Origin of the sequence: Vibrio sp. CAU 1672, assembly GCF_029223195.1 — a bacterium.
Taxonomy (GTDB): Bacteria; Pseudomonadota; Gammaproteobacteria; order Enterobacterales; family Vibrionaceae; genus Vibrio.
In genome coordinates this window covers 18,113-35,256 of sequence record NZ_JARHUF010000032.1, presented here as the reverse complement: position 1 = coordinate 35,256, position 17,144 = coordinate 18,113, and the positions used below count along the sequence as shown (strand labels likewise).

At 50.1% G+C, this 17,144-nt stretch carries 14 protein-coding genes and 1 pseudogene; 6 read left to right on the top strand and 9 right to left on the bottom strand.

Annotated features, from left to right (window positions below; all coding sequences use genetic code 11):
* Positions 1 to 411: 411 nt before the first annotated feature.
* The 6 genes from fre to trxA all read right to left on the bottom strand — a co-directional run bounded on the left by fre (position 412) and on the right by trxA (position 6,237).
* Positions 412 to 1,125, bottom strand: a complete 714-nt coding sequence (fre, locus tag P2G85_RS19395) for an NAD(P)H-flavin reductase (protein WP_275865712.1) — start codon at positions 1,123 to 1,125, stop codon at positions 412 to 414.
* A gap of 14 nt (positions 1,126 to 1,139) precedes the next feature.
* Positions 1,140 to 1,409, bottom strand: a complete 270-nt coding sequence (locus tag P2G85_RS19390; protein WP_275865711.1) for a 2Fe-2S iron-sulfur cluster-binding protein — start codon at positions 1,407 to 1,409, stop codon at positions 1,140 to 1,142.
* Positions 1,406 to 3,259, bottom strand: coding sequence for a 4-hydroxy-3-polyprenylbenzoate decarboxylase (ubiD, locus tag P2G85_RS19385; protein WP_275865710.1), 1,854 nt, complete (start codon positions 3,257 to 3,259; stop codon positions 1,406 to 1,408). Before ubiD ends, P2G85_RS19390 begins: the two co-directional genes overlap by 4 nt.
* Positions 3,260 to 3,348: 89 nt before the next feature.
* Positions 3,349 to 4,341: a hypothetical protein gene (locus tag P2G85_RS19380; protein ID WP_275865709.1), complete on the bottom strand. Its 993-nt coding sequence runs from the start codon at positions 4,339 to 4,341 to the stop codon at positions 3,349 to 3,351.
* Positions 4,342 to 4,454: 113 nt separating this feature from the next.
* A complete protein-coding gene (rho, locus tag P2G85_RS19375; RefSeq protein ID WP_187567812.1) occupies positions 4,455 to 5,714 on the bottom strand; it encodes a transcription termination factor Rho in 1,260 nt (419 codons plus the stop codon).
* Positions 5,715 to 5,910: 196 nt separating this feature from the next.
* Positions 5,911 to 6,237 carry a thioredoxin TrxA gene (gene trxA, locus P2G85_RS19370; RefSeq protein ID WP_275865708.1) on the bottom strand — a complete coding sequence of 109 codons (327 nt, stop codon included), beginning with the start codon at positions 6,235 to 6,237 and terminating at the stop codon, positions 5,911 to 5,913.
* Positions 6,238 to 6,348: 111 nt separating this feature from the next.
* On the opposite strand from trxA, the gene rhlB reads away from it, so the two are divergent.
* Positions 6,349 to 7,662 carry an ATP-dependent RNA helicase RhlB gene (gene rhlB / locus P2G85_RS19365; protein WP_275865707.1) on the top strand — a complete coding sequence of 438 codons (1,314 nt, stop codon included), beginning with the start codon at positions 6,349 to 6,351 and terminating at the stop codon, positions 7,660 to 7,662.
* An 18-nt stretch (positions 7,663 to 7,680) separates the two neighbouring features.
* Positions 7,681 to 9,174: a guanosine-5'-triphosphate,3'-diphosphate diphosphatase gene (gppA, locus tag P2G85_RS19360; RefSeq protein ID WP_275865706.1), complete on the top strand. Its 1,494-nt coding sequence runs from the start codon at positions 7,681 to 7,683 to the stop codon at positions 9,172 to 9,174.
* Positions 9,175 to 9,374: 200 nt separating this feature from the next.
* Here the strand turns inward: gppA and P2G85_RS19355 are convergent, their stop codons facing one another.
* From P2G85_RS19355 to recQ, 3 genes are all read right to left on the bottom strand, one after another.
* A complete protein-coding gene (locus P2G85_RS19355; protein WP_275865705.1) occupies positions 9,375 to 10,049 on the bottom strand; it encodes a 7-cyano-7-deazaguanine/7-aminomethyl-7-deazaguanine transporter in 675 nt (224 codons plus the stop codon).
* Between the two features lie 255 nt (positions 10,050 to 10,304).
* Complete coding sequence (locus P2G85_RS19350; protein ID WP_275865704.1) at positions 10,305 to 10,610, bottom strand: DUF3630 family protein; 306 nt, start codon at positions 10,608 to 10,610, stop codon at positions 10,305 to 10,307.
* Between the two features lie 9 nt (positions 10,611 to 10,619).
* Positions 10,620 to 12,455 (bottom strand): ATP-dependent DNA helicase RecQ, encoded by a 1,836-nt coding sequence (recQ, locus tag P2G85_RS19345; RefSeq protein WP_275865703.1) that lies wholly within the window; start codon positions 12,453 to 12,455, stop codon positions 10,620 to 10,622.
* A 171-nt stretch (positions 12,456 to 12,626) separates the two neighbouring features.
* Here recQ and rarD point away from each other — a divergent pair, with 171 nt between their 5' ends.
* The 4 genes and pseudogenes from rarD (at position 12,627) to ggt (ending at position 17,008) form a co-directional block, all read left to right on the top strand.
* Positions 12,627 to 13,541, top strand: a complete 915-nt coding sequence (gene rarD, locus P2G85_RS19340) for an EamA family transporter RarD (RefSeq protein WP_275865702.1) — start codon at positions 12,627 to 12,629, stop codon at positions 13,539 to 13,541.
* A 73-nt stretch (positions 13,542 to 13,614) separates the two neighbouring features.
* Positions 13,615 to 14,412 (top strand): AraC family transcriptional regulator, encoded by a 798-nt coding sequence (locus P2G85_RS19335; protein ID WP_275865701.1) that lies wholly within the window; start codon positions 13,615 to 13,617, stop codon positions 14,410 to 14,412.
* Between the two features lie 75 nt (positions 14,413 to 14,487).
* Positions 14,488 to 15,147: a LysE family translocator gene (locus tag P2G85_RS19330; RefSeq protein ID WP_275865700.1), complete on the top strand. Its 660-nt coding sequence runs from the start codon at positions 14,488 to 14,490 to the stop codon at positions 15,145 to 15,147.
* 109 nt (positions 15,148 to 15,256) lie between these two features.
* Positions 15,257 to 17,008, top strand: a pseudogene (ggt, locus tag P2G85_RS19325) (gamma-glutamyltransferase).
* Positions 17,009 to 17,144: the final 136 nt, after the last annotated feature.

The window sequence follows — 17,144 nt, the reverse complement described above, 5'->3', positions numbered from 1 at the left end:
CAAGTCCGAAGACTTGATTGGTCACTCAGTTCATTGAAACCTAATTTGATACCGAAGTATCGAATTGGATTATCATCAACGAGTGCCCACACAGATTGATAGGTCTATATTGTTAAAGAGCTTGCTTTGCAAGAAGATTTTTCTCTCAAAGCGGAGGTGAATTCTAGCGAGATAACTGAAAGTGTCAAACACTTTTTTCAATTAATTTTCTCAGAAGCTTTTCACCTCGCCAACTCAGCGGAAGCCTTATCGCGTCTGCCGTGTCGGTGGATGCGCATTATAGGGAGTTAAGATCGGAGCGCAACCCCTTTTTTTAAAAAAAAACGAAAAAACTGAACGTTCGCCGATTAATTCACCAAAAACGCAAAAAAGAGGGTAAAAAACCCTCTTTTTTTACCTGAAAGCCAGGATTTAAATGAATGCGTACGCGTCTGCAAACATTCTTTCGCACTTAGCTTGCTTGTTTTGCGTGAAAAGTTCTCGCGCAGCACCCGCCATTTCAAAGCGTCCAGCAATATAAATATCGAAGTTCTCTAAGCTTACAAAGTCTTCACTGACTGCCTGCAGTACATTCCCCACTTTTCCTTGCCAATCAACCGGAGCTTCTTCGACCACTGGGACAAAATGAACATTGTGGTGCTGGCTAGCGATCTCAGCCAACTCCTCTTGCGCATACAGCTGGCAACCATTACGAGCCCCCCAATATAGATAGATAGGGTTGGTTTTGTTCTGAGCCACACAGTGATCCAAAATTGAACGTACATAACTAAACCCTGTCCCGCCAGCAATTAAGAGTAGAGGCCGCTCACTATCCTCTTGGATCCAAGCGTCACCGTGAGGGGCATCGATTTCAATCTGACCATTCGTTTCTAACGCGGCTTGCATCACTTCAACGACTTCCAGCGCATACGCATTGTGCTCTGCGGCACCAATATGCAACTCCAACTCACCCTCATGGCGACATGGGCTGCTGGCGATAGAGAACGGACGTTTATCTTTCTCCCCCATCACCACCATCAGATATTGACCAGCTTTAAATGCCACAGGGGATTCGGGATGAAGAAGGATTTGGTAAGTATTACAAGCTAACGGCTGAATAGACTTTACTTTACATTGGATGCTCATGGTGCTCCTCTCGCTTACTCGTCAAAAGTAAGCACTAAGTTACTTTCTGCATAGGCTTGGCAAGGGAAAACCCACCCTTGCTGCTGCTCTTTATCGGTTAACATCGGCTCCAGCTGGTAGCTCACCTCTCCGGCGAGTTTTTTCCACATGCACATGGCGCAAGCACCAACCTGGCAACGGTGAGGGAAGCGAATATTATTGTTGAGCGCGGCTTCCAGCACCGTTTCCCCCTCTTTGACCTCAAACATTACCTTTGCGGGAAGAAGGCGGACTTGATGAGTCATAGAATACCTAACTGGTCCCAAATCGCATCGACTTTAGCCACAAGTTTAGGATCTTTTTTGATTGGGGTTCCCCACTCGCGTGTAACTTCGGTTTCGAACTTGTTGGTCGCATCCAGTCCCAGTTTGGATGAACTTGCCGTTTTACCACGGACCTGGATAGTATCTCTGTCCGGATCCATGCGTGTGGTCACAGCCCAGATGATGTCATTCCAGTCCTGTGCATCAACGTCATCATCACACAAGATAATAAATTTGTTGTCGTTGAAGTCTGCAAAGAAATCCCACAGATATTTCATTAGCGCCTGAGACTGACCCGCTTGGTCTTTCTTCATCGTCACCACAGCAAACTGATCATTTGTCGTTAGTGGCAGATAGATGTCAACAATTTCCGGACGCTGTTGTTTTAGTGCACCTAAGTCAGCTTCTGTAATCGCTTTACAATCGCGTTTGCTCACTTGTGGACGAGCGGCTAACTCAGCATCCCACTTGATGGTTGCATCTAAGCCCATTTTCGAGCCCAGGCCAGCCACCGGTGAAGCAAAGTCTAATGAGTCGATTGGCGTATTGTCGATCATCACGGTATCCCGAACAGGATCCATATGCTCAGTCATGGCTTTGACCACGTCATTCCAGTCACGTGCATTTACCGACTCATCACACACAATGACAAATTTGGTGTACATGAACTGGCGTAAGAAAGACCATACCCCCATCATCACGCGTTTCGCATGTCCCGGATACTGCTTCTTCATCGTGACGACCGCCATTCGGTATGAACATCCCTCTGGTGGCAGATAAAAGTCTTCAATCTCAGGGAACTGTTTTTGCAGAATGGGCACGAACACTTCGTTTAATGCCACCCCTAATACCGCAGGCTCATCCGGCGGGCGACCGGTGTAGGTGCTGTGGTAAATCGGGGCTTTACGCATGGTAATGTGGGTGATGGTAAAGACGTGATGCTTTTCTTTTTCGTTATAGTAACCGGTGTGATCGCCGTAAGGCCCCTCTTCGGCAAACTCTTTCGGATCGATGTAGCCCTCCATCACGATCTCAGCACTCGCTGGGACTTCCAAATCGTTACTGATCGACTTCACCACTTCAGTTTTACTGCCGCGCAGTAGCCCGGCAAACGCATATTCAGATAAGGTATCTGGTACTGGGGTGACCGCACCAAGAATAGTCGCCGGATCAGCGCCAAATGCCACCGAGACCGGGAAGGGTTGACCTGGATTAGTTTCCAACCAGTCACGCAGATCAAGTGCACCACCACGATGCGCCAGCCAGCGCATGATGATTTTGTTTTTAGCGATTTTTTGTTGACGGTAAATCCCCAGGTTCTGACGCTTCTTGTTCGGTCCCTTGGTCACCGTCAATCCCCAGGTTAACAGTGGGGCGACATCCTCTGCCCAGCAGCTCATCACCGGAATCTTATCCAAATCGACGTCATCACCTTGCCAGACAACCTCCTGACAAGCCGCTTTGCGCAAACGCTTGACCGGCATATTCAACACTTGCTTGAACACTGGCAGCTTTTCCAGCGCATCTTTAAAACCTTTGGGTGGCTCAGGCTCTTTCAGATAAGCCAGCAGTTTGCCGACTTCTCTTAACTCCTTAACCTCTTCACGCCCCATGCCGATGGCGACCCGCTCAGGGGTGCCAAATAAATTAGTCAGAACGGGGAAGTGGTAACCGACAGGTTTTTCAAACAACAGTGCAGGGCCACCGGCACGCAGGGTGCGGTCACTGATCTCTGTCATTTCATAAGCGGGATCAACTGGGTGAGTAATGCGTTTGAGTCGACCTTTCTTTTCCAAATGGTCAATAAATTCGCGTAAATCCTTAAAACTCATAGATCTTTACACTGGCTGTTTAAACTGTCGGCAGTATAGCAAATCGAGGGACGCTTAGGTCCCTCTATTTTGTGTGGGTATACAGCCAACTAATGTAAGGCATTCTCTATTGAGCGGCGTTGCACCTGAGCATTGCTTGATACCAACTCACGCAGCCAGGATTGATGGCCTTGTTTCACCAGCTCCCCTGCCACCAGTGCCGCTTCATCGGACAACGCCATTTTTGCGATCAAAAATTGCTTCACTTGGGGTTTGAGTGGGTGTGATTTGGCAAGTAAGCTGATGGCATAAGGTTTTAACGTCGGGTTTTGGGTGGCATTCATCAATTGCTGCAGAGCAAAATCATCCCCGACCAGAGCCAGCCGAGTGATCGCAGTTCGACTGTGGTAATCCGCCCGCATTCGCCAAAGCAAATCATACACCGCTTGCTCTTGACTGACTTGGGCTAAGCGAGTAATCACCGCCGTTGACGGTAGCCAGCTGGTTACGTTGGTCTGGGTCAGCTGGAGTGTCAGCGAATCCAAAGCTTGTGGAGAAAGCGAGTCCAGTTCACGGATAAGCAGGTTTTCCCTGGTTTGCACTTGCTGAGAGTCCCCTGTCAGCCACTGCCTGAGATCTAACTCCTCCCGCTCAGCCTGAAGAACAAAATCGAGGATACTTTGGTCTTGTTTCCAACGCTTGAGCAAACGGCTGGCAATGGCAGGAAAATTAAATGCCGGAACACTAAATTCATAGCCATCACCATACTCTGTCACTTGGTATGTCGGAGAGATTCGGATTTGGGCTTCAACAAAAATAGCCATCTGCGGGGTTAAAATGAACGCCTGTTTTTCCAGTTGCTCAAGCAACAGAAAGCGCACAACTTCTTGTTGCGGTAAAGCCAGCCGGTCTAAGGCAAACTGCAATGAGTCAATTTCGTCTTTGACGGCATAACCCACCAGTTGATCGACCTTAACCTGTATTTGAGTATCCTGAAGCCACCGTTCCGCCACCAGCGTCTGCATTTCCTTCGCAGGTACTGTGATTGGGATAGCAATGAGTGACAAGCTCAGGAGTAGTGACGACAACATTCCGTGTTGCATGTTAATCTCCCGATAACAACTTTTGTCATTGTGATGCTTGATTCAGAAGAAAGCAATAAAAAAGCCACCGATATACGGTGGCTTTTGTCAAACTTGCTACTTGCGTTCAATGCTTATTGACGACGCATCGCATCAAAGAACTCGTCATTGGTCTTGGTCATGGCCAATTTATCAATTAAGAATTCCATCGCATCAGTTTCGCCCATTGGATGGACAATCTTACGCAAGATCCACATTTTCTGCAGTTCATCCGCTTTGGTCAGCAACTCTTCACGACGAGTACCACTGCGGTTAAAGTCAATCGCAGGGAAAACACGCTTCTCTGCAATCTTACGGTTCAGGTGCAGTTCCATGTTACCGGTACCCTTGAACTCTTCGTAAATAACTTCATCCATCTTAGAACCAGTATCCACTAGCGCTGTTGCGATGATAGTTAGGCTACCGCCTTCTTCTACGTTACGAGCCGCACCAAAGAAACGCTTAGGACGATGCAGAGCGTTCGCATCCACACCACCTGTTAGTACTTTACCTGATGACGGTACAACCGTGTTGTAGGCACGCGCCAGACGAGTGATAGAGTCAAGCAGGATAACCACGTCTTTCTTGTGTTCAACCAGGCGTTTTGCTTTCTCGATAACCATCTCAGCCACCTGTACGTGGCGAGATGCTGGCTCATCGAACGTTGATGCAACCACTTCGCCTTTCACCAGGCGCTGCATCTCGGTCACTTCTTCTGGACGTTCGTCGATCAGTAGTACCATCAACTCACACTCTGGGTGGTTGTAGGCGATGCTTTGAGCGATATTTTGCAGCAGCATGGTCTTACCCGCTTTAGGCGGCGCAACAATCAGACCACGCTGGCCTTTACCGATTGGTGATGCCAAGTCTAAAACACGTGCTGTGATATCTTCTGTCGAACCGTTACCACGCTCCATTACCATCCGCTCGTTAGCGTGTAGAGGCGTTAAGTTCTCAAATAGGATCTTGTTACGAGCGTTGTCTGGCTTGTCGTCGTTAACGGTGTTGACTTTTAGCAGGGCAAAGTAGCGTTCACCGTCTTTTGGTGGACGAATTTTACCAGCAATTGAGTCACCTGTGCGTAGGTTAAAACGACGAATCTGACTTGGTGATACGTAGATATCGTCCGGACCAGCAAGGTAAGAACTGTCGGCGCTACGCAGGAAACCAAAGCCGTCTTGCAGAATTTCCAGAACCCCATCGCCGAAGATGTCTTCGCCGCCTTTCGCGTGAGCTTTTAAGATCGCGAAGATGATGTCTTGTTTTCTTAAACGAGCCAGGTTCTCTAAGCCCAAGCTTTCGCCAAGTTTAACAAGGTCAGACACAGGTCGGTTCTTCAGTTCGGTAAGATTCATGGTGGTGGATTCTTGTTTAGTCAAAATAAGATCTGTTTTCTAGTTAAGATGGATTTGGTCTCAGGATCGACCAAGAAGAGATATCTGTTCAATTAACGCGCGATAAGTTAGCACTAATTAGTATTCTAGTCCAGAGTTAGAAAAACAAAACCGTGCAGAGAGACTTTGCACGGTTTCATCTTTAATCACTGCCTGATTATAGGTTTGCGTCCAGAAACTCTTTCAGTTGAGTCTTAGACAAAGCTCCAACTTTTGTCGCAGCTACGTTACCGTCTTTGAATAACAGTAACGTTGGAATGCCGCGAATACCAAACTTAGGTGGTGTCCCAGCATTGTGGTCAATATTTAGTTTACCGATAGTGAGTTTGCCTTGGTACTCTTCTGCGATTTCATCCAGAATCGGCGCAATCATTTTACAGGGACCACACCACTCTGCCCAGAAATCCACAAGCACCGGGCCTGCAGCGTTGATTACATCGTTTTCAAAACCGTCATCAGTCAGCTGCAAAATCTTATCACTCATCTTCCACTCCAATGTGTTTTTCGAAACTGGTTGGATGATAACCAGTAAATAGATGCCCTATTGGAATGTATTTACTTTCGTATTGCAAGCTTTAGCTGATATTCTATAGTCATGAAAAAGACGCATATCACAGAGCAAAAGTTCGCCGATTTAGGATTAAATCCCCAAATCACTGAAGGATTGGAAAAAAAAGGGTTCGAATTTTGTACCCCGATCCAAGCCTTGGCGTTGCCGGTACTGCTCACCGGCCAAGACATCGCAGGCCAGGCCCAAACAGGGACTGGTAAAACGCTCGCGTTTCTTACTGCTACCTTTAATCACCTGCTGACAACTCCAGAGCATGAGGGCCGCAAACCGACGCAACCGCGTGCGATCATCATGGCACCAACGCGAGAGCTGGCGATTCAGATCTTCAACGATGCTGAGCCGCTGATCGCCAGTACCGGCATCAAAGCCGCGTTGGCTTACGGCGGCGAAAGCTACGATAAGCAGCTGGCTAAGCTTCAAGACGGCGTAGATATCCTGATCGGCACCACCGGCCGTATCATCGATTTCTATAAACAGCGCGTGTTCAACCTGAACAACATCCAAGCCGTGGTTCTGGATGAAGCCGACCGTATGTTCGACCTTGGCTTTATTAAAGACATCCGCTTCTTATTCCGCCGAATGCCTGAGCCAAAAGAGCGCCTGAACATGCTGTTCTCGGCAACGCTGTCTTACCGCGTCCAGGAACTGGCCTTCGAACATATGCACAACCCGGAACATGTAGTCGTCGAGCCGGAGCAAAAAACCGGTCACCGTATCCAGGAAGAGCTGTTCTACCCGTCAAACGAAGACAAAATGGCCTTACTGCAAACCATCATTGAGGAAGAGTGGCCAGACCGTGCGATTGTGTTTGCCAACACCAAACATAAGTGTGAATCGATTTGGGGCCACCTGGCGGCGGACGGCCACCGAGTAGGTCTACTCACCGGTGACGTTCCACAGAAAAAACGTGAGAAAATCCTGGAGCAGTTCACCCAGGGTGAAGTTGACCTGCTGGTCGCGACAGACGTGGCTGCCCGTGGTCTGCATATTCCTCAAGTTACGCACGTATTTAACTACGATCTGCCTGACGATTGCGAAGACTATGTCCACCGTATCGGCCGTACCGGCCGCGCCGGCGCCAGCGGCCACTCGATCAGCTTTGCCTGTGAAGAGTACGCAATCAACTTACCGGCCATCGAAGAGTACATTGGCCACGCCATTCCTGTTTCGGAATACGATGCCTCGGCACTGATCCAAGACTTACCGGCGCCAGTTCGCATGCGGGCACCCCGAGCCCAGCAACGCCGCACCAACACCGGTGGTAACCGCTCGGGTAACCGTAAACCACAAGGTCGTCGACCACGCCAAGCGCGCCCGTCGTCAACCCACAAACAGTAAAGGAAGCAGACGTCGTATATGAGTCAAGCAGGATCATCGCCGCTGTATGCAGCCATCGACCTCGGGTCGAACAGTTTTCACATGCTCGTGGTGCGTCACATCGATGGCAGCGTCCAAACCATGGCTAAAATTAAGCGCAAAGTTCGTCTGGCAGCGGGCTTAGATGAACATAATTCTCTTAGTATGGAAGCTATGCAGCGAGGATGGGACTGCTTAAGTCTGTTTGCCGAGCGCTTGCAGGATATTCCGCAACAGAATATTCGCATTGTCGGCACCGCGACCCTGCGTACCGCCACCAATGCAGATGCGTTCCTTAGCCAGGCCAATCTCATTCTCGGTCACCCGATCGAGGTGATCTCCGGCGAAGAAGAAGCCGCCACCATCTATAAAGGCGTCGCTCACACTTCCGGCGGCAGTGGTCGGCGTCTGGTGGTCGATATCGGTGGTGCAAGCACGGAACTGATCATCGGCGAAGGCTTTGAAGCCAAAGCGTTAACCAGCCTGAAAATGGGCTGCGTGACCTGGCTGGAGAATTTCTTTAAAGACCGTCAGCTGAATGTACATAACTTCAATGCCGCGATTGAAGGCGCCAAACAGACTTTGCAGCCGATCCTCAAGCAGTATATTGACCTGGGGTGGGATGTGTGTGTCGGCGCCTCGGGTACCGTTCAGGCACTGCAAGAGATCATGCTGGCACAGGGTATGGACGAAGTAATTACTCACTCCAAACTCAAGCGGCTGCAAAAACAAGCCATGCTGGCAGATCACCTTGAAGAGCTGGAGATTGAAGGCCTGACACTTGAACGGGCTTTAGTGTTCCCCAGTGGCTTATCTATTCTGATCGCGATTTTTGAGTTGCTGGAAATCGAGACCATGACCCTGGCCGGCGGCGCATTACGTGAAGGCCTGGTGTACGAAATGGTCGACGAACTGCGCCAGGATGATATCCGTGCCCGCACCATTTGCAGTGTCCAGACGCGTTACCAGTTGGATTGCCAATACGGCGAACAAGTGGCCAAACTGGCAAGCAAGCTACTGGAGCAAGCCGGGGGAGCAAACTGGATTGCTGAGCCGCAAGGTAAAATGCTATTAGAGGCATGCGCCAAACTGCATGAAATTGGGTTAACCATCGATTTCAAAAAGGGTGGTGAACACAGCGCTTACTTACTGCAGAACCTCGACTTACCCGGCTTCACTCGTGCCCAGAAATTCTTTATCGGCGAAATTGCCCGGCGTTACCGAGAGCAACTGACTTCCCTGCCAGAGCAACATGCACTGTCTGGCAGCAGCGCCAAACGCGTGCTGCGCTTATTGCGTCTTGCGGTACTGTTAACCCACCGGCGTAATCCGACTCTGGAGCCAGAGGTGGTTCTTTCCGCACAGGGTGACAACCTGTCATTAAGCATTGACGCCCAGTGGCTGGCAGCCAACCCGCTGACCGCCGCAGAGCTGGAAATTGAGTCCAACCGCCAAACCGACATTGGCTGGCCGCTAAACATAGTGACTTGCTAATCTCTTCGCGAAGGGCCCCATATGGGGCCTTTTTTCTTGCCTGGTTTGCTACTGTTTTTTGAGATGTACAGCTAAGGGAGCTTTGGGTCACCCATGATCTAATTACTTGCCATACTGTACAAAGTGTACGTTATCCGCTTGCTTTAGATACAAAAAAGCCGCTTGATTTAAGCAAGCGGCTTTCGGGGTTCCCATCGAAATTAAGACTGAACGGTCGTGCTCACCTTGAAGTCCGGGTTTACGGCCGTCAGCTTCTTGATCAGGTAGTTCAGCAGCACACCGTACATAGGCACAAACAGACCCAGGCTAATCACCAGTTTGAAACCGTAGTCCACCAGCGCGATTTCCGTCCAGTGCTGAGCCATAAACGGATCGGGGCTTTGATAGAACGCAATTGCAAAAAACGCGATAGTATCCAGTGCATTACCGAAAAGCGTTGAACAGGTGGGTGCGACCCACCATTGCTTCATCTGACGCAAGCGGTTAAATACATGCACATCCATGATCTGCCCAAGCAGATACGCCATGAAACTGGCAACCGCAATCCGTGCCACAAACAGGTTGAATTCCCCAAGGTGAGCAAAACCTTGGAACTGCCCCTCAAAAAAGACCACCGACAGTAAGTAAGACACCGCCAAAGCCGGCAGCATCACCAAAAAGATGATCTTACGCGCCAGTGGGGCACCAAAGATACGTACGGTCAGGTCTGTGGCCAAAAAGATAAACGGGAAGGTAAATGCCCCCCAGGTGGTGTGCAAACCAAAAACCGTAAACGGTAGCTGAACCAGATAGTTACTGGAAGCAATAATGATAAGGTGGAATAAAACCAGATAGATAAGGGCGTTGCGCTGCTGCGCAGGGGTAAAGTTACTCATGCGATACCTTTTTAGTTTGGTTTGGGGGTGAGGGAACCCAAATCGAGTGTGTTCGCCAGCGAACCACTCTTACCAACAATGTAAAACAGAAAATAAACCGGCTCGACTCATTCAGAGCGGCACGGCGGGCGATTATACATTAACCAATGTCCCCCGCAAGTCGCCTGTTTTACGCAAACGTTTTAGTATGCAATTTCGTCGTCAAACCACAATCAGGCGTTTCATGTGAAACATCCTTGAACAAGAAAAGATCGCTCAGAAGCCGCGTTGGAACAACCCGGCTAAATAATCCAACTCTTCACGGCTTTCTGCAATCGTGAGCGCTTCAAACCAAATCGTCTCACTATAATGCTCGGCTTTCATAAACAATCGACAGCCTTCAAAGTCTATCAGCCAGGAGTGAATATCGCCATCCCACTGTTTCTCAATCACTGACGCAGATAACAGACCAACCAAACGCTCACCCAGTCGCGGGAAAGTATCCAAATCGAAACTGGGCGCGGTGATAATTAAGCGCCCTTGTCCGGTCATGTACTCGGCTAAGCCATATTCCTTGTGCATCTTTGTTCCTTATCCGTGCTGAGTAATGTGTTCTTGAATGAGGTCAAGGAATGGATCCGCGTACTTTTCGAGTTTGCGTTGACCAACCCCGCTGACTGCCAGCATCTCACCATAAGAGGTTGGTAGGATTTCGGCCATATCAATCAGCGTCGCATCACTGAATACCACATAAGGCGGCAAGCCATCTTCATCAGCAATCGATTTACGCAACTTACGCAGTTTGGCAAACAGTTTCTTGTCGTAGTTTTTGCTGGTCAGTTTGTCTGATTTCGCCGCACGTACCGCCGTATCAAGACGCGGCACTGCCAGCTCTAATGACACATCGCCACGAAGTAACGGTCGCGCTTCTTCGGTGAGTTGCAGGGTCGAATTACGCGTGATGTTTTGGAACAGCAAGCCTTTATGCACCAGCTGACGGAAAATACTCACCCAATAGTCATGGCTGTGATCCCGGCCGATGCCGTAGGTAGAAATCTTATCGTGGCCATTTTCCCGCACCCGGATGTTTTGCATCCCGCGTAACACCTCCACCACATACCCCATACCAAAACTCTGATTGACACGATATACGCACGATAGTGCTTTCCGCGCTTCATCAGTCGCATCAAAATGTTTCGGTGGGTCCAGGCAAATATCACAGTTACCACAGGGCTTATCGCGGTATTCACCAAAATAATTGAGCAACACCTGACGGCGGCAGGTCTGGGCTTCAGCAAACGCACTCATCGCATTCAGCTTATGGCTTTCCACCTGTTTTTGCGGCCCGTCATCTTTTTCGTCCAACATCCGCCGTAGCCAGCTAATATCTGCTGGGTCATACAGCATCATCGCCTCAGCAGGCAGACCGTCACGCCCTGCCCGGCCGGTTTCCTGATAATAGGATTCGATATTGCGTGGAATATCAAAATGAACCACGAAGCGCACGTTGGGCTTATTGATGCCCATTCCAAACGCAACGGTAGCCACCACAATCTGGATATCATCCCGCTGGAAGGCTTCCTGTACGTAAGCACGCTCATCCGCCTCCATCCCGGCATGATAGCCCGCGGCGCGAATGTGGTTGTTACACAGTTTCTCTGTGACCATTTCAACTTTCTTACGGCTACCACAATAAATGATCCCACAGTTACCCTTTTGGCTATCCAGATAACGGATGATTTGCGAAATGGGTTTGTGCTTTTCCAACAAAGTGTAACGAATGTTAGGCCGGTCGAAACTGCCCAAATAAACGTGGGGCTGACTGAGCTGCAAGCGACTGAGAATATCGTTGCGGGTTGCATCATCCGCGGTGGCGGTTAATGCCATGAACGGTACCTGCGGAAAATACTGTTTCAGCTGGCCCAGCGCCGCGTATTCGGGGCGGAAGTCATGCCCCCACTGCGAAATACAGTGCGCTTCATCCACCGCAATCATCGACAGCGGTAAATGCTCCAGCCGCTCGATAAAATCACGCATGAGCACACGTTCCGGCGATACATACACCAGCTTGATTTCACCACAATGCATACGGTTATATACACTGAGCAACGCTTCACGACTCATCGTCGAGTTAATGCACTCCGCCGCGACCCCATTAGCTTTTAACTGGTCTACCTGATCTTTCATCAAGGAAATCAACGGTGAAATCACCAGGGTGATCCCAGAGCGGACCAGTGCCGGGATTTGATAACAGAGTGACTTACCTCCACCGGTCGGCATGATCACCAGGCTATCCCTGCCATCCACCGCAGCATCGATAACCTCCTGCTGACCATCGCGGAACTGCTGATAACCGAAGATCGCCTCCAGCACACTTTGAGGCGTTACGGGCAAGTCGGGTTGTTCAGCTAACAAGGTTGAGGTCATGAATTATCTCAGATTGGGTCATCATAGAAGTGCTTTTGCATGCCACCAGCACACAAAGGAATAGCACATTGTAATGGGGTTTTGTGGTGAATAAAACCGCAAATTGTTAGGTGATTCAGTTCACAACTCGTATACTGATTTTCTGCTGTATAAACCATCTCCAGGGAACCATTGATGACACAAGAACAACAACGTACCCGACAAGGCATTGTGCTTGCTATCAGCGCCTACACCATGTGGGGTATCGCGCCAATTTACTTTAAGTCGATCGCTGATGTGTCACCACTGGAAATTCTCAGCCACCGTGTGGTGTGGTCATTCTTTTTGCTTGCTGCCCTCATCCATTTCGGCCGCTACTGGCGCGCAGTTGCCGACATCATCAAAAGCAAAACCAAAATGATCTATCTGGTGTCGACAGCCGTTCTCGTCGGCGCCAACTGGCTGATCTTTATTTGGGCGGTGAACTCCAACCACATGCTGGATGCCAGCCTGGGTTACTACATCAACCCGCTGATCAACGTGGTGCTGGGAATGATTTTCTTAGACGAGCGTTTGAACAAGCTGCAATGGTTTGCCGTAGTACTGGCCGCTTGTGGTGTCGGCGTACAGCTGGCGGTGTTTGGCTCGGTTCCAGTGGTGGCCATTGCCCTGGCGATGAGTTTTGGCTTTTATGGGTTATTACGCAAAAAGGTAAGTGTCAGTGCCCTGCTTGGCTTGTTTATTGAAACCCTGATACTGTTGCCGGTGGCTGTGGTTTACTTGCTGTTTCTCGCTGAGTCACCGACCAGCAACTTATTCGCTAACCCAGCAACACTCAATGGTTTGCTGATCGCCGCCGGTGTGATCACTACCTTGCCACTCTTGTGTTTTACCGGTGCGGCTACCCGGCTGAAACTGTCGACATTGGGTTTTTTCCAGTATATTGGCCCCAGCTTAATGTTCCTGCTGGCGGTTATGGTCTACGGTGAAGCCTTCACCAGTGACAAAGCCATCACCTTCGCGTTTATCTGGGGAGCTTTGCTGCTCTTCAGCTTTGATGGCCTGCGCAACACCCGCCGGTCACGCAAAGCGATTCGCGCCCAGTGATCGTTTTTTACATGACAAACTGCTCCATCGCAGATAAGCTTGGTCATTATGTGACCAAGCGTTTTTGTATTTAATGGAACAGATCCACTACTACTCCACCGAGCATGAACAGTTGAGTCTCATTGAGGCCAAATACCAGAGTTTTGCCTTCCAGCGCCACTACCACCTGGATTTTCACCTCGGCCTGATAACCCATGGCGAACAGAAATTCCGTTATCAGGGGTGTAACCATCAGGTTGGGCATGGGCAGATTGTGCTCATGCCACCCGATGAACTGCACGACGGCCAGTCGAACCTTGCCAGTGGCTACCAAGTCAACGTATTCGCAATCGCCCCCCACTTACTTAACGATCTGGCCGATCTTAAGCAAACTGGTCAAATTATCTGCTTTGACCGGTTGATCATCTCGGATCTGCCGATTTTTTTACAATTGCGCAACCTGCATGCCCTGCTCCGTGATGATAACCTCTGCCAACTGACTAAAGATTGCCTCCCTTTTGAAGGGCTTAACCAACTTTTAGACCGTTATGGATCATTAACCCGTCAAAAAGTGATCCCACTTGGCACCCAATCACTCACCACACTGAAAGATTACGTAATGGCCAACCTGGATCAGGCCATTCGGCTCGATACACTGGCGCAGCTATGTGCGTTAAGTCCAACCCAGTTTCAACGCCATTTTAAGGCCCGTACCGGTATAACAGCGTACGCCTGGCTGGCCCGGTTGCGCTTGGAACACGCACTAAAACTATTGCAGGCAGGTCAGTGTGGTACTGAGGTTGCCCATTTAGTAGGGTTTTATGATCAAGCCCACTTCAGCAAAGCGTTCAAACAGACCTACGGGGTTTCTCCCTCCAAAATCCACGGCTAAAGTGTCAAAATTGTACAAGCGCCAAGCACAACACCGCCGCATAATCACCGCCAATGTTAATTTCCGAGATGTACTATGAACGAAATCACCATCTTAGTTACCTTAGCCGGTATCCATTTTATCGCTTTGCTAAGTCCGGGCCCGGACTTCGCTCTGGTGGTGCAAAACGCCACCCGCCACGGACGTCAAACCGGGCTGTACATTGCGTTGGGTTTATCTGTAGGGATATTGCTCCATTCACTGTTTAGCCTGACCGGGGTCAGCTATCTGGTCCATCAACACCCGTTACTCTATACGCTGGTGCAGCTGCTTGGTGGCAGCTACCTGCTGTATTTGGGTATTGGTGCACTGCGCGCCGTCATCGCCATGCTCAGAAACCCGCTTGCGGATCAGCCCGCAACAACCAACAACCTGGTGATCGGTAATAAACGCCAGGCGTTTGCTAAAGGCTTTACCACCAATATCCTTAACCCCAAAGCCCTGGTGTTCTTCATCAGTTTGATGTCGAGTTTGGTCCCCTCGGGGATGTCGCTTTCCGGCAAAGGTATGGCTTTGGTGATCCTGTTTGGTTTATCACTGCTGTGGTTTTCAACTCTGGCGTGGATGCTCTCCACCCCGCGTTTACAACGCCGGATGCAGCAAGCAAGCAGTTATATCGATGGCTTATGTGCGGTGGTTTTCACTGTGGCAGGAAGCAGTATTTTACTTCAGACCCTGAGTACGGTTATCGGATAGACATCGAACTGAAAAGCGTTGACCACCCGACATTTCTCACTCCGCTTTCTCGACGGGACTCGCCACGACTGCCAAGCTGAACACACCAATGGCAACCCGGAGAGTCATCATGCAATGGACGTTCAGCCGACTGCTCATCGCTGGTTTTATTCTTTGTTCCTCGTCTGGCTTCGCCAGCCAGGCCACCGATTCTGTCGCCCCCGAACCCAGTACCGGCCAGGAACAAAAACTCTTAGTCAAAGCCAAACACTAGATGGTTACCGCCGCAAACCCTATTGCGGCGCAGGCCGGAGCAAAGGTATTGCAGCAAGGGGGCAATGCCATTGATGCCATGGTGACGGTGCAACTGGTACTTGGCTTGGTTGAACCGCAATCCTCCGGTATTGGCGGAGGGGCATTTTTGCTCTACTGGGATAACCAACACAACCGGCTCACCAGCTACGACGGACGAGAGACCGCACCACTGGCGGCAACGCCAACCCTGTTTCAAGACCAGGACGGACAGCCGCTAAAGTTCTATGATGCGGTAATTGGAGGTCGTTCAGTGGCCACGCCAGGTACAGTGAAACTGCTGTGGGATAGCCATCAGAAATACGGTCAGTTACCGTGGCGACAACTGCTTGAACCCGCCATCCAACTGGCGCAGCAAGGCTTTGCCATCAGTCCCCGCCTGGCCAGTCTGATTGCCAGAGATGCCGAGCACCTCTCTCGCTTCGCCGCAACCAAGGCCTACTTCTTCAACCCGGACAACTCACCCAAAGCCGTTGGCACACGATTAAAGAACCCTCAATACGCACAAACCCTCAGCGCACTCGCTGCGCATGGCCCGTCGGGGTTTTACCAGGGTGAGGTTGTCAAAGACATCATTGATACCGTACAAAACGCAGTGGCTAACCCGGGCGTGCTCGCTCAGCCAGATTTTGACACTTACCGCGTCAGGCAACGCGAGCCCGTCTGTGTCGCTTACCAAATCTATGAGATATGCGGTATGGGGCCACCCAGTTCAGGCGCCCTCACTGTTGGCCAGATACTGGCGATCACTGGCCAGTTTGATCTCAGCGGCTGGGGCGCACACAGCGCACAATCGTGGCAAGTGATCGCCGATGCCTCGCGGCTTGCTTTTGCTGATCGTGATAAATATATCGCCGATCAGGATTACGTCCCGATGCCAACCGCAGGCTTGCTTGATGCGGATTACCTCAAACAACGAGCGCAATTAATCGAAGTTGGCAAAGCACTGCCACATGCCTCTGCCGGTAACCCACCTTGGTCTCATACGATGAATTTGAGCGTGGATAAGTCTATCGAACTGCCCTCCACCAGCCATTTCAATATCGTTGATAAACAAGGCAACGTAGTCTCGATGACCACCAGCATCGAAAATGCGTTTGGCTCGCGCCTGATGGTACGTGGCTTCTTGCTCAATAACGAACTGACCGATTTCTCCTTCCGCACCCAGCAAAACGGTATACCAATTGCCAATCGTTTAGAGCCGGGTAAGCGACCACGATCGTCGATGGCCCCGACCATCATACTCAAAAACGGTAAACCGTATTTAGCGATAGGCTCACCCGGAGGAAGCCGGATCATTGGTTACGTGACACAGACGATCATCGCCCACACCCAATGGGGCATGGACATCCAACAAGCAATTAACCAACCGCGGTTACTCAACCGCTTTGGCACCTTAGATATCGAAGCCGGGACCCACGCGGTCCATCTGCAGCCCGAGCTGGAAAAAATGGGCTTTCAAACCGATGTTCGTGATTTAAACTCTGGTTTGCATGCAATCCGCATAACAGCGGAAGGGCTTGAAGGGGCTGCTGACCCTCGTCGCGAAGGGCTCGCCATTGGGCAGTAACGGTTATCGACTCCCCTGTTTGTGCGAGATCTCTTACACAGAGGTGAGCAAACATCGCTTTACGCATAAGAAATAGGAAGCAAAACAAATACAAACAATTGAAATATAACAACTTGTTTGATTTTTCCTCATTTAA